This window comes from Streptomyces sirii, assembly GCF_045690365.1.
Lineage (GTDB): Bacteria > Actinomycetota > Actinomycetes > Streptomycetales > Streptomycetaceae > Streptomyces > Streptomyces sirii.
The window spans coordinates 6445605-6459042 of the sequence record NZ_CP147982.1 but is presented as its reverse complement, the minus strand read 5'-3'; the positions used below and the strand labels follow the sequence as shown (position 1 = coordinate 6459042).

Below are 13438 nucleotides of genomic sequence, written 5' to 3'. Positions count from 1 at the left end.
TGCCCTGGCGCAAAAAATCGCGCTCCGGGCGGCGCGGCTCAGCTCTCGCGCTTCTCCTTGATCTTGGCAGCCTTGCCACGCAGCTCACGCAGGTAGTACAGCTTGGCGCGACGGACGTCACCGCGGGTCACGACCTCGATCTTCTCGACGATCGGGGTGTGCACCGGGAAGGTGCGCTCGACGCCGACGGAGAAGCTGACCTTGCGGACCGTGAAGGTCTCGCGCACGCCGGAGCCCTGGCGGCGGATGACTACGCCCTTGAACTGCTGCACACGGGAGCGGTTGCCCTCGATGACGCGGACGTGGACGTTGACGGTGTCACCCGGGCGGAAGGCCGGGACGTCGCTGCGCAGCGACGAGGTGTCGACGGAGTCGAGAAGGTGCATGACCTACTGCTTTCTTCGTTGATGCCACAGGTCATCAACGGGATATCGGAAAGGATGTTTCGGTTGCCGTTCCGTCGGGCGGGCGTCGTTCCCCCTGTGGCAGGGGCGCGCGCCGGACGCACACAGCAGCGGCCTATTCTTCCACGGCCTCGCTCGTACGCCCAAATCGGCCGTCCTCACCCTGCGCCCAGCCCAGAGCGGCGAGGATCGCGCGGTCGTGCTTGTCGAAGGCGGCGGGGTCGGCGCGCTCGATCAGGTCGGGGCGGTTGCGGTCGGTGCGGCGGAAGGCCTCGTCGCGGCGCCAGCGGGCGATCTTGCCGTGGTGGCCGCTGACCAGCACCTCGGGGATGGTGCGGCCGCGCCACTCGGGAGGCTTGGTGTAGACGGGGCCCTCCAGGAGGTCGGCCATCGCCCCGGGGGCGAAGGAGTCGTCCTGGTGGGAGGCGGCGTTGCCGAGGACGCCGGGCAGGAGCCGGGCGATGGCCTCGACCATGACCAGCACCGGGGCCTCGCCGCCGGCGAGTACGTAGTCGCCGATGGAGACCTCGCGCACGTCGAGGCGGTCGCCGTACTCCTCGATGACGCGGCGGTCGATGCCCTCGTAGCGGGCCGGGGTGAACACCAGCCAGGGCTTGGCGGAGAGTTCGACGGCGAGCTGCTGGGTGAAGGGCTCACCGCTGGGGGTGGGGACGACGATGACCGGCGCACCGTCGCCGGAGGCCAGGATCTCATCGAGCGCCTCGCCCCACGGATCGGGCTTCATGACCATGCCGGGACCGCCCCCGTAGGGGGTGTCGTCGACGGTGTTGTGCTTGTCGTGCGTCCATGCGCGCAGGTCGTGGACGCGCACATCGAGCTGTCCGCGGGCCCGGGCCTTGCCGACGAGGGAGACGTTCAGCGGCTCGAGGTACTCGGGGAAGATCGTGACGACGTCGAGCCGCATCAGCTGTCCTCGCGGCTGGAGGCGATCTCCGCCTGGCTGTCGTCGAGCAGGCCGGGCGGCGGCTCGATCACCGCGCGCTGGGCCTCCAGGTCGATCTCGGGGACGATCTCGGTGACGAAGGGGACCATGACCTCGCTGCCGTCGGGACGACCGACGATCAGCAGGTCCTGGTAGGGCAGGTGGGAGATCTCGGAGATCCGGCCGACGACGGTGCCGTCGCGGGTGACGACGTCGAGGTCGATCAGCTGGTGGTCGTAGAACTCCTCGGGGTCCTCGGGGACCTCCTCGGGGTCGACCTCCGCGATCAGCAGCGTGTTGCGCAGCGCCTCGGCGGCGGTGCGGTCCGCGACGCCCTCGAAGCGCAGCAGCAGCCGGCCGCTGTGCACCCGGCCGGTCGCGATGGTCAGCGGCCCGACGGAGGACGGGTCGGTGGCGAGGACGGCGCCCGGGGCGAGCCGCAGTTCGGGTTCGTCGGTGCGTACCTCGACGGTGACCTCGCCCTTGATGCCGTGGGCGCGGCCGATCCGTGCCACTACCAACTGCACGCTTGTCTCTCCCTTACGTGTGCCTACGGCATGCGCGCGTAGACGACTGCGGGCCGGGGAGGCCCGAAGCCCTCCCCGGCCCGAGCCGGTGTTCAACTTGTCAGCGGACCTGGTCCACGTCGACGAGGTCGACGCGAATGCCCCGGCCGCCGATGGCGCCCACGACGGTCCGCAGCGCACGGGCGGTACGGCCGTTGCGGCCGATCACCTTGCCGAGGTCGTCGGGGTGGACCCGGACCTCGAGCACGCGCCCGCGACGCAGGGTGCGCGAGGCTACCTGCACGTCGTCGGGGTTGTCGACGATGCCCTTGACGAGGTGCTCGAGGGCTTCCTCGAGCATGCTCAGGCCTCGGTCGACTCGGAGGTGGACTCGGCCGCAGCCTCGTCCGCCTTCTTGTCAGCCTTCTTCGCCTTCGGGGTGATGGCCTCACCCTTGGGCTCGTCACCGGAAGCCTTGGCGGCGGCCTCGAAGAGGGCGCGCTTGTCGGCCTTCGGCTCGGCGACCTTCATCGGCGCCGGGGCGGGCAGGCCCTTGAACTTCTGCCAGTCGCCGGTGACCTTGAGGATGGCCATGACGGGCTCGGTCGGCTGCGCGCCGACACCCAGCCAGTACTGGACACGCTCGGAGTCGACCTCGATGCGCGAGGGGTTCTGCACCGGGTGGTACAGACCGATCTCCTCGATGGCCCGGCCGTCACGGCGGGTACGGGAGTCGGCGATGACGATGCGGTAGTGAGGCGCGCGGATCTTGCCCAGACGCTTCAGCTTGATCTTGACTGCCACGGGAGTGGTGTCTCCTGGTCTTGACGTGGTTGGGCACAACGAGATGCCACGTGGGGTTGCGGTACTCGGGTGCCCGATGGACGCGTCAGCCGGAGGAGAGAGGGGTCCTGTGCGACTGTCGAGTACAGCTAGCCATTGTGCCACACGCCCCCGGGTCAGCCGACCGCGGCCACCTCGGGGATCCGGAAGGGCTTGCCGCAGCCGCCGCAGACGATCGGCGCCTGGGCCAGCACGGACGGCACGACACGGACATTGCGCCCGCAGTCGCAGACGGCCTTGACGCGTACGCCGCCTCCGGAGGAACCGTGCCGGGCGGCCGGACCTCGGAAGCTGCGGGCGGTGTCCGTCGCGGTCGCCGCCGTGTGCGCCTTGAGGGCTCTGGAGAGTCGTTCGATGGTGGGGCGGTAGCGCCTCCTGGCTTCGGGGTTGAGCATGACCAGGGAGAAGCCGCTACTGGGGTGCGGCTCGTCGGCGTGATCCAGGCCCAGCTCCTCGGCGATCGCCAGGAATCGGCGGTTGTGGTAGCGGCCTGCCCGGGAGGTGTCGCGGACGCCGCGGGCGGCGGCGATGCCGTGGACTGCCTCATGGAGCAGCCGTTCGAAGGAGAGCTCGGCGCCACAGGCGGACGAGGACTCTCCGATCAGGGACTCGGGCGCGGCCAGGTCCGGCAGCTCGGGGTGGTGCCGTTGAATATCGGCCCAGGCGAGCGCCAGCTCGGCGGCGAGAACAGGTGGTGTCGTGCTCACGTCGTGACAACGAGCCGGGGTCGCCGAGTGTTCCGATTCCGGGCCATCCCAAATAATTTGCACGTACCAGTCAGTTTCCGGTCATGGGCCGTGGGGTGGGCCGGGTGCGTCGATCTGCGCAGAAGGCGCCCACCGGCCCACAAGCCGGTACGTACCACCATGTACGCCGCATGGCGTAGCCGGCCGTCGGCCTCCGCGACGATCACCGCGGCGATGGTACGGGGGGAACCTTTGCCCGTCGGCACCGGGCCGCATCCCAACCGTAGAGCCGTCGGGCGGGGGCGGGGTGGGGAAGCCGGGGGGCGCTCGGAGCATCCAGGTGGCGGGCGTTGCCGTGGCGGATCCGCCGGGGCCGGGGCACGCTGGAACGGCGCTCCGGGGTGCGGGCCCGGCGCATACAGGGGCGCGCGGGAGACAATCCCGGCGCACACCCTGGACGCCCGGACGGATGCGCAGTTGTCTGGATTGCGGGGGCGCACAACGCGCGAACACGGGGGCGATCGGTACGGAACAGCTTCGGTTCTCGGCGAATAGGGGCGCTATCGATGTCACCCACGCTCGTACGGCACCAGCTTCCGAACTCCGGGTCCATGCACGGCGACGACCCGCCCGCGCCGGCCGGGGCGCCGATGCGCACCCGCGACTGGGCCGAGATCCAGGAGCGGATGCTGGTGCCGCTGTACGAAGCCGCTTACGACCGGTTGGGGGTCGGCCCCGGTACCCGCCTGCTGGGACTCGGCTGCGGCTCGGGTCTGGCGCTGCTGCTCGCGGCGGGGCGGGGGGCGCAGGTCAGCGGCGTCGATGCGGACGAGTCCCGGTTGGAGCTGGCGCGCGAGCGGCTCACGGCGGACGGCTCACCGGAGCACACCCGGGTGGTCAGCGGCGGACTGGAGGCGGCGGCGTCCGGGAACGCGGCCTTCAATGTGATCACCGCCTTCCACCCGGTGGGCTGCGTCAGCTCCGTCGAGGGGCTGACGACCTCGCTGACCGCGGCGGCCGGGCTGGCGGAGCGCGGCAGCGCGGTGGTGCTGGGCGGCTGGGGCCCGGTGGAGCGCTGTGCGACGGCCGGGGTGCTGCGGGTGGCACAGCGGCTGGCCGATCCGCTGCGTACGGCGGGCGGCTGGCGCCCGAGCGGACGGGACGACCTGGAGGAGCTGGCGGACCGGGCCGGGCTGCGGCCCGACGGTTCGGGGCGGGTGGCCTGCCCGTTCGGGTACGCGGACATGTCCAGCGCGGTGCGCGGACTGCTGTCCACGGGGCTGTTCGACGCGGCGCTGGAGGTGACCGAGCCGCGCCAGGTGGAGAAGGAGCTGGCGGAGGCGCTGCATCCGTATCAGCGGGAGGACGGGGCGGTCTGGATGTCGAACGTGTTCCGGTATCTGATCGCGCGGACCCGGTAGCGCGCGGACCCGGCATCGCTCGGCCCCGGGTGGCGGCATCGCTCGCGCGGGCCGTAGTGGCGGGGCAGCGGCCCGGGACTCGGCCCCCTACCCGCCGCCCACCCGCTGCCTATTGGTTTTTCCCCGCCGCCCACCCCCCTTACGGGGGGTGGGCGGGTGTAGTGAGCGGGGTGGTGATGCGAAACGCCCGAGCCCCCGGCCGCACCATGGTGGCCAGGGGCTCGTGAGCCGGGGTGATGGGGCGGCTCAGCCCATGAACTTCTTGAATTCCTCGGGCAGTTCGAAGTCCTGCGGGCTCTGGGCGCCGCCCTGCGGCAGACCCAGGGGGTTGCCGGACTGGGCGGCCTCGCGGCGGGCCGCCGCGGCCTCCTCCTCGGCCTTGCGCTTCATCGGGTTGCCGCTCTTGCGCTTGCCCTTGGCCTGCTTGACCTGCTTCTTCTTCCGGGCGGCGCCGCCACCCATGCCCGGCATGCCCGGCATCCCGGGCATGCCGCCGCCCTGGGCCATCTTCGACATCATCTTGCGGGCGTCGAAGAACCGCTCGACGAGGCCCTTGACGGTGCTGACGTCGACGCCGGAGCCCTTGGCGATACGGGCGCGCCGCGAGCCGTTGATGATCGTCGGGTCCTGGCGCTCGCCCGGGGTCATCGACTTGATGATGGCGGCGGTGCGGTCGACCTCGCGCTCGTCGAGGTTGTTGATCTGGTCCTTCATCTGGCCCATGCCGGGCAGCATGCCGAGCAGCTTGGAGATGGAGCCCATCTTGCGGACCTGCTCCATCTGGGCCAGGAAGTCGTCGAGGGTGAACTCCTTGGGGCCCTTCGCCAGCTTGGCCGCCATCTTCTCGGCCTCTTGCTGGCTGAAGGTCTGCTCGGCCTTCTCGATCAGGCTGAGCATGTCGCCCATGCCGAGGATGCGGGACGCCATGCGGTCCGGGTGGAACGCGTCGAAGTCGTCCAGCTTCTCGCCGTTGGAGGCGAACATGATCTGCTTGCCGGTGACGTGCGCGATGGAGAGCGCGGCACCACCGCGGGCGTCGCCGTCCAGCTTGGACAGCACGACTCCGTCGAAGCCGACGCCGTCGCGGAAGGCCTCGGCGGTGTTGACCGCGTCCTGACCGATCATCGCGTCGACGACGAAGAGGACCTCGTCGGGGCTGACCGCGTCCCGGATGTCCGCGGCCTGCTGCATCATCTCGGCGTCGATGCCGAGGCGGCCGGCGGTGTCGACGATGACGACGTCGTACTGCTTGGTCCGCGCGTGCTCGATCGAGTCCTTGGCCACCTGGACGGGGTCACCGACGCCGTTGCCCGGCTGCGGGCCGTAGAAGGCGACGCCCGCGCGCTCGGAGACGACCTGGAGCTGGTTGACGGCGTTGGGGCGCTGGAGGTCGCAGGCGACCAGCAGCGGGGCGTGGCCCTGCGTCTTGAGCCAGCGGCCGAGCTTTCCGGCGAGGGTGGTCTTACCGGCACCCTGGAGGCCCGCGAGCATGATCACGCTCGGCGGCTGCTTGGCGAAGCGCAGCCGGCGGGTCTCGCCGCCGAGGATGCCGACGAGCTCCTCGTTGACGATCTTGATGACCTGCTGGGCGGGGTTCAGCGCCTGGGAGACCTCGGAGCCGGTGGCCCGCTCCTTGACCTGCTTGATGAAGGCCCGGACGACGGGGAGGGCGACATCGGCCTCGAGCAGCGCGATGCGGATCTCGCGCGCCGTGGCGTCGATGTCCGCCTCGCTCAGGCGGCCCTTGCCCCGGAGGTTTTTGAAAGTACTCGCCAAGCGGTCGGAAAGCGTATCGAACACGGCGGTCGTCGATCCTCGGGGTCGGGGGCGGGGTCCAGTCGGCTTCTAGGGTATCCGTCCTGGCAAGCGAACCGTTCCGGGCCGGTTATCCGCGGCGCCGGGGCGGCGCACCGGCCCGCCCGCGCCCGTAGGGCCGACGCCGTTCCGTAGGGCTACCGGAGCGCGGACTCCACGGCCGATGCGACCTTCTGGGCGGCCCCGTCCGCGAGCGGCGCCCCGTCCGTCCCCGTGACGTAGAACGCGTCCACCGCGTTCGCCCCCAGCGTGCTGATGTGCGCGCTGCGGACGGCGACGCCGGCGGTCTCCAGGGCGCGGCCGATGCGGTGCAGCAGGCCGTGTGCGTCCTGGGCGCGGACCTCGATGACGGTGGCGGTACGGGAGCTGCCGGCGGCGACGGTGACCCGGGGCGGCGGGGCGAGCACGGTGCGGGAGCGGCGGGCGTAGGCGCGTTCGCGCTCGGCGAGGCGGGCGGGGATGTCGAGGGAGCCGTCCAGGGCGCGGACCAGGTCGACGCGGAGCCGGTCGGCCTCCGGCAGCGACCCGTATTCGGCCGCCACCCGCCAGCTCAGCACCAGGACCGGGCCCTGGCCGATGGGGTCGAGGAAGAGCAGGTCGGCGGCGCGCACCGTGAGGCGGTGCAGGGCCAGTACGCCGGCCGCGGCGGGCAGTACCCCCGGCTGGTCGGGTACGGCCATCAGCAGTTCGACGCCGACCGGCTCCTGTGCGGGCGCCTCGTCCGCGGCCCCGGTGGGCGGCTCGGCGCGGGTGCGCAGGGACAGGACGGGGCCACCGGTGCGTCCGGCCTCTATGGCCAGCCGCTCCTGCTCCGCGGTCGGCTCGTCCGCGCCGCGCACGTCCGGCTCGGGCTCCCCCGCGATTCGGGCGGCGACCCGCTTGACCAGGTCGGCGACGAGTCCGCCGCGCCAGGCGCTCCAGGCGGCGGGGCCGGTGGCCAGTGCGTCGGCCTCGGTCAGGGCGTGCAGCAGTTCGAGGGTCCGGGTGCCGCGGACCGCGTCGGCGACCGCCCCGACGGTCTCCGGGTCGTCGAGGTCGCGCCGGGTGGCGGTCTCGACGAGCAGCAGATGGTGCCGTACGAGGGTGGCGATCACCGCGGTGTCGCGGGCGTCGAAGCCGAGCCGGGTGGCCACGTCGCGGGCGATGGTCTCGCCGGCCACCGAGTGGTCGCCGGGCCAGCCCTTGCCGATGTCGTGCAGCAGCGCGGCGACCAGCAGCAGGTCGGGGCGGTCCACCCGGCGGGTCAGCGCGGAGGCCCGTACGGCGGTCTCGACCAGATGGCGGTCCACGGTCCAGGTGTGGACGGGGTTGCGCTGCGGGCGGCAGCGGACCCGCTCCCAGTCCGGCAGCAGCCGGGTGACGATGCCCTCGGCCTCCAGGGCCTCCCATACGGGCACGGTGTGGGCGCCGGCCCCCAGGAGGGTGACCAGCTGCTCGCGGGCCTCGGCGGGCCACGGTACGGGCAGCGGATGGGCGGCGATCGCCGTGGCGCAGCGGCGGATGGCGTGGGTGGCCAGCGGCAGCCCGGCCTGGGCGGCCGCGGCGGCGGCGCGCAGCACCAGCACCGGGTCCCGCTCGGGGCGGGCGGCGCGGGCCAGCACCGCTTCGCCGTCGAGCTCGACCACGCCCTCGGCGAGCGGCGTGCGCTCCCCCTTGCCGGCGCCGCGGCCCGGCAGCAGGCCGCGCAGCACGGGTTTGACGGAGCGGGCGCGCAGCACCCGGCCGACCTCGCGCCAGGTCACGTCGGCCGCGTAGGAGATGGTGCGGGCGGATTCGTAGGTCTGCCGCAGCAGGGCGTCGGAGTCCAGCATGCCGAGGGCCTCGGCGACCTGGTCGTGCTCCTGGAGGGAGAGCCGGTCGGTGGCCCGCCCGGTGGTCAGGTGCAGTGCGTCGCGGGTGTCGAGCAGGCGGGTGCGGGCGGCTTCCAGGCCGCCGCGCGGGGCGTCGGCGAGCCAGGATGCGGCCACCGCCCGCAGCGCGGTGGCGTCCCGCAGTCCGCCCCTGGCCTCCTTGAGGTCCGGTTCGAGGAGGTACTGCAGCTCGCCCTGCCGCTCGGCGCGCTCCTGGCACAGGGCGTGCAGCTCCGGCAGCCGCTTGGGGGCGCTCTCGCGCCAGTCGGCGTACGCCGCGGTGCGCAGTCCGGCGCTCAGCTCCGGGTCGCCGGCCAGGTGGCGGGCGTCGAGCAGGCCCAGCTGCACCTTGAGATCCTCGCGGGCCGCCTTGCGGGCCTCGGCGGGGGTGCGTACGGAGTGGTCGAGGGCGAGGCCGAGGTCCCAGACGGGGTACCAGAGGTGGTCGGCGAGCGCGGCGAGGGCGCCGGGGTCGGCGCGGCCGTCGTGCAGCAGGAGCAGGTCCAGGTCGCTGCGCGGGGAGAGTTCGCCGCGCCCGTAGCCGCCGACGGCGACCAGGGCGGTACCGGAGAGGCCTGCGGCGGTGGCGTGCCGGGTCAGTAGGCCGGCCAGCCATGTGTCGGTCAGTCGGGCGAGGGCGGCGCGGCGCTCGGGGCCGGTGGGCTCCTTGGCCTGGAGGAGGCGCAGTCTGGCCGCGGGGTAGCCGCCTTCGGGGGCGGGCCCGCTCCCCGTGGGCGCTCCGGCCGGTCCTGCCGTTTCCTCGACGCTCTCCGTCAACTCCCGCGCTCCTTGGTCGTGTTGTCCCCCGCGGTCATCCGGCGTCCCCCTGCGGCCGGTCCGGTACGGGCCGGTCGCCGCCGTCTTGTCACCGGCCCCCGGCGCGCGTGTCCGCCGTCCCCGCACGGCCAGTCTGGTCCGCCTCGGGGCGAGCGGCTATCCGCCGCATGGGGGTCCGGCTCCGGCCCCGGCGGCGGATGCCGCCGCCGGGGCACGGAACCGGAGTACGAGCCGGTTACAGGGCGTCCGGCCCTCGTTCGCCGGTGCGCACCCGCACCGCGTCGTCGACGGGGACGGTCCACACCTTCCCGTCGCCGATCTTGCCGGTGCGGGCCGCCTTGACGACGATGTCCACCAGTTCCTCGGCGTCCGCGTCCTCGACCAGCACCTCGATGCGGATCTTCGGCACCAGGTCGACGGTGTACTCGGCGCCCCGGTACACCTCCGTGTGCCCGCGCTGTCTGCCGTAGCCGCTGGCCTCGGTGACGGTCAGGCCGTGCACACCGAAGGCGTGCAGGGCGTTCTTCACCTCGTCCAGCCGGTGCGGCTTGATTACTGCCGTGATGAGCTTCACGCGTCCACCTTCTTGTTCAGTGCCTGGCCGAGTGCGGGTCCGGTGCGGGGCGCGGAGCCACCGCCGGCGCCGGCGAAGTCGTACGCCGTCTCGGCGTGCTCGGCCTGGTCGACACCGGCGATCTCCTCGTCCTCGTCGACCCGGAAGCCCATCACCAGGTCGATGACCTTGGCAAGGACGTAGGAGACGACCAGCGAGTACAGCAGCACGCAGACCACACCGACGGTCTGCTTGCCGAGCTGCTCGAAGCCGCCGCCGTAGAACAGGCCCTTGGCCTTGCTCTGCACACCGCCGGTGGCGAACAGGCCGATCAGCAGCGATCCGGCGATGCCGCCGACCAGGTGGACGCCGATCACGTCGAGGGAGTCGTCGTAGCCGAGCTTGTACTTGAGGTTGACGGCCATGGCGCACAGCACACCGGCGATCACACCGATGGCGATGGCGCCCAGCGGGCTGACCGAACCGCACGCCGGGGTGATCGCGACGAGTCCGGCGACCGCGCCGGAGGCCGCGCCGAGCGTGGTGAACGAGCCGTGCCGGAGCTTTTCGTACGCCAGCCAGCCGAGCATCGCGGCGGCGGTGGCGACCTGGGTGTTGACGAAGGCGACCGCGCCGATGCCGTCGTCGTTGCCGAGCCAGGAGCCGGCGTTGAAGCCGAACCAGCCGAACCACAGCAGGCCGGCGCCGAGCATCACCAGGGGCAGGCTGTGCGGCCGCATCGGGTCCTTCTTGAAGCCGATGCGCTTGCCGACGACGAGGATCGCGCCGAGCGCCGCGGCGCCGGCGTTGATGTGCACGGCCGTGCCGCCCGCGAAGTCGATGACGCCCAGGTCGAACAGCCAGCCGCCCTCGGCCCACACCCAGTGGGCGACGGGGAAGTAGACGACGGTGACCCACAGGACGATGAACAGGGACCAGGCGGTGAACTTGACCCGGTCCGCGAGGGCACCGCTGATCAGGGCGGGCGTGATGATCGCGAACATCAGCTGGAACACCGCGAAGACATAGACCGGGATGGTGGTCGTGCCCCACAGCTCGGTCAGTCCGATGCCGCTCAGGCCCGCGAAGTCGCCGTCCCAGCCGATGAGGCTGCCCTTGTCGGTGCCGAAGGCGAGTCCGAAGCCGTACAGGACCCAAAGGATGGTGACGATGCCCAGGCTGATGAAGCTCATCATCAGCATGTTGAGCACGCTCTTGACCCGGACCATGCCTCCGTAGAAGAAGGCGAGTCCGGGGGTCATGACCATCACCAGTGCGGAGCAGATCAGCATGAAGCCGGTGTTCGCCGGGCTCAGTGTCACCTTGTCTGCTGCGAGCGTCAGGATGCCTGGGGGCATCGGCGTCTCCTCGTCGTCGATGCGGCCCGTGCGGGCGTGTTTCTGGTGGGCCGACTTCGCGATGAGGTTGTCGCAGGGTGGTTTCGGCCAAACCTTGTGGGTGTTTCGCCACCGTGACGAAGGCGGCGTCTGTGTTACGCCCCGATGAACTCCGCGATCAGCGCCGGTAAGTCCCGATTCACCCGTTCGCCGGCAGAATTGTTCACCCAGGTCATCCCCTTCCCCACCCAAGCCATCAATTGAGCCACCCCAACGGCGACCAGCCACCTACGCGAGAGCGACGCCGGTTTAGGCGCAAAGGAAAGACCGGCCGCGGACGCCGCCCGTATGACTGGCAGGGGGGAGCCGAGTCGGGCTGTACGGGGCGGCGGCCGCGGCCGGAGTGGTGGGGGATGCCGTCAGCCGACGGCTTCCGCGGTTTCCGGGAGCTGGCGGGCGAGCTCGTCGGTGAGCTGGATGACCTCGGCGACGCCACCGAACTCGCGGGCGGCGGTGTCCACGGTCTTGCGCAGCCGGGTGTTGACCCGCTCCGAGCGGACCTGCCTGGCGAACGGGATGGCCCGCTGCGCCATCTCCGCGCAGGCCACCGGCTCCTTCTGCAGCAGCCGGACGGTGGCCATGCCGATCAGGTTGAGCGCATACGAACGCTGATGCTCGGCGTCCTTGCCGAACAGTTCGACGGCCCGCTCCATGACGGGCTCGGCGAGCGAGGCGTACGTGGGGCTGCGCCCGGCCACATAGGCCAGATCGCGGTAGGAGTGGGCGTTCTCGGCATTGAGCTCGGCCTCGGAGAAGAAGCGGATCCAGTCCGGCTCGGGCTCGCCGGGCAGGACGTCGGAGAAGGTGTCCTCGGCCATCCGGACGGCCCGCTTGACCTTGCTGGGCTGGCCCATGCCGGCGTAGGCGCGGGCCTCCATCGCATACAACATCGCCTGGGTGCGCGGGGTAGCCGTCTCCCGGCTGCCGTACTGGGCGAGGTGGATCAGCTCCAGCGCGTCGTCGGGCCGGCCGAGGTGGATCATCTGCCGGCTCATGCTGGAGAGGATGTACGAGCCCAGGGGGCGGTCGCCGGCCTCCTTGGAGGCGTGCAGCGCCAGCACGAAGTACTTCTGCGCGGTCGGCTGGAGCCCGATGTCGTAGCTCATCCAGCCGGCCAGCTCGGCGAGCTCGGCGGCGACCTTGAAGAGCCGTTTGGCGACCGGTGCCGGCTGCGGCTCCTGGAGGAGGTCGGTGACCTCGTGGAGCTGGCCGACGACCGCCTTGCGCCGCAGCCCGCCGCCGCACTGCGCGTCCCATTGGCGGAACATCGCGGTGGTCGACTCCAGGAGGTCCAGCTCCGGCTTGGACAGCCGCGCGGGCCGCCTGGCCCGGTCGGGCTCCTCGGGGCCGGCCTGGCTCGCGGGGACGGGCACCAGCCAGCGCTGCATCGGCTCGATGAGGCTGGGGCCGGCGGCGAGCGCCAGGGAGGTGCCGAGGAAGCCGCGGCGCGCCAGCATCAGGTCGCTGCGGGAGAACTCGCTGATGAGGCCGACCGTTTGGGCGCCGGCCCAGGGCAGGTCCACGCCCGAGACGGAGGGGGACTGGTGCGCGGAGCGCAGCCCCAGCTCCTCGACGCCGACGACGCAGCCGAAGCGTTCGGAGAACAGCTCGGACAGGATCCGGGGAATGGGCTCGCGCGGCTGCTCGCCGTCGAGCCAGCGGCGCACCCGCGAGGTGTCGGTGCTGATGTGATGGGCGCCCATCTGGCGCGCCCGGCGGTTGACCTGTCGCGCCAACTCGCCCTTGGACCAGCCGCTGCGCATGAACCACGAACCCAACTGCGCGTTGGGCTGTTTGACGGCGTCGGTGCCGCCCGTGCCGCCGTTGCCGCCCACTGGAAGCCCCTCCCGATAGCTGCCTTGGTGCCCGGTGCCTTGGTACTTGGTACCTGGTGCGTGCCTGGTGCTCACTGCGAACCACCCGCAGGCCGCCGCCCGTTGCGACGCCTGTCCGGGGTACATCTACCCGATCACGGATTCCGGCCACACCTTTTGGCCTGCGCTCAACCGGTGCGTTGCCACCGGCATACCCGTGCGAATGATGCCTCTCGGGGGTTCGTGCACTGAAAGTAATCCTACGATCACGCCCCCCGCGAGGGCGATCGCGGAAACGCCACCATTCGCCACCCCTTCGAATGAACTCCCCGGCCAGCTCTCACGATTGACTTGACACAGGTCGCGTACGGCGGGCGGAAGGGAGCACGCAAGGGCTCGCAGCTCACCCCGCACCACCCGGCGCGCCAC

12 protein-coding genes are annotated in these 13438 nt (G+C 71.7%); 1 reads left to right on the top strand and 11 read right to left on the bottom strand.

The window, feature by feature from the left end:
• Nucleotides 1-38 precede the first annotated feature (38 nt).
• From rplS to WAB15_RS29185, 6 genes are all read right to left on the bottom strand, one after another.
• Complete coding sequence (gene rplS / locus WAB15_RS29210) at nt 39-386, bottom strand: 50S ribosomal protein L19 (RefSeq protein WP_399147189.1); 348 nt, start codon at nt 384-386, stop codon at nt 39-41.
• 133 nt (nt 387-519) lie between these two features.
• Nucleotides 520-1329 carry a tRNA (guanosine(37)-N1)-methyltransferase TrmD gene (gene trmD / locus WAB15_RS29205; RefSeq protein WP_407288046.1) on the bottom strand — a complete coding sequence of 270 codons (810 nt, stop codon included), beginning with the start codon at nt 1327-1329 and terminating at the stop codon, nt 520-522.
• Nucleotides 1329-1874, bottom strand: a complete 546-nt coding sequence (rimM, locus tag WAB15_RS29200; protein ID WP_399147187.1) for a ribosome maturation factor RimM — start codon at nt 1872-1874, stop codon at nt 1329-1331. Before rimM ends, trmD begins: the two co-directional genes overlap by 1 nt.
• A 100-nt stretch (nt 1875-1974) precedes the next feature.
• On the bottom strand, nt 1975-2214 hold the full coding sequence (locus WAB15_RS29195; RefSeq protein ID WP_003980229.1) for an RNA-binding protein: 240 nt from the start codon (nt 2212-2214) through the stop codon (nt 1975-1977).
• A gap of 2 nt (nt 2215-2216) precedes the next feature.
• Complete coding sequence (rpsP, locus tag WAB15_RS29190) at nt 2217-2657, bottom strand: 30S ribosomal protein S16 (RefSeq protein ID WP_006602842.1); 441 nt, start codon at nt 2655-2657, stop codon at nt 2217-2219.
• A 155-nt stretch (nt 2658-2812) separates the two neighbouring features.
• The gene (locus WAB15_RS29185) at nt 2813-3403 is read right to left on the bottom strand and encodes a hypothetical protein (RefSeq protein ID WP_407288045.1); all 591 of its coding nucleotides are present in this window, start codon (nt 3401-3403) and stop codon (nt 2813-2815) included.
• A 545-nt stretch (nt 3404-3948) separates the two neighbouring features.
• Between WAB15_RS29185 and WAB15_RS29180 the strand changes: the two genes are divergently transcribed.
• Nucleotides 3949-4803, top strand: coding sequence for a methyltransferase domain-containing protein (locus WAB15_RS29180; protein WP_407288044.1), 855 nt, complete (start codon nt 3949-3951; stop codon nt 4801-4803).
• A gap of 246 nt (nt 4804-5049) precedes the next feature.
• Here the strand turns inward: WAB15_RS29180 and ffh are convergent, their stop codons facing one another.
• The 5 genes from ffh to WAB15_RS29155 form a co-directional block, all read right to left on the bottom strand.
• Complete coding sequence (ffh, locus tag WAB15_RS29175) at nt 5050-6603, bottom strand: signal recognition particle protein (protein WP_399147185.1); 1554 nt, start codon at nt 6601-6603, stop codon at nt 5050-5052.
• A 152-nt stretch (nt 6604-6755) separates the two neighbouring features.
• Nucleotides 6756-9245: a [protein-PII] uridylyltransferase gene (locus WAB15_RS29170; protein WP_407288043.1), complete on the bottom strand. Its 2490-nt coding sequence runs from the start codon at nt 9243-9245 to the stop codon at nt 6756-6758.
• Nucleotides 9246-9480: 235 nt separating this feature from the next.
• Nucleotides 9481-9819 carry a P-II family nitrogen regulator gene (locus WAB15_RS29165; RefSeq protein ID WP_384433646.1) on the bottom strand — a complete coding sequence of 113 codons (339 nt, stop codon included), beginning with the start codon at nt 9817-9819 and terminating at the stop codon, nt 9481-9483.
• Nucleotides 9816-11156, bottom strand: coding sequence for an ammonium transporter (locus tag WAB15_RS29160; RefSeq protein ID WP_407288042.1), 1341 nt, complete (start codon nt 11154-11156; stop codon nt 9816-9818). Before WAB15_RS29160 ends, WAB15_RS29165 begins: the two co-directional genes overlap by 4 nt.
• Nucleotides 11157-11554: 398 nt before the next feature.
• Entirely contained in the window at nt 11555-13030 is a 1476-nt protein-coding gene (locus WAB15_RS29155) for a hypothetical protein (protein ID WP_407288041.1), read from the bottom strand.
• Nucleotides 13031-13438: the final 408 nt, after the last annotated feature.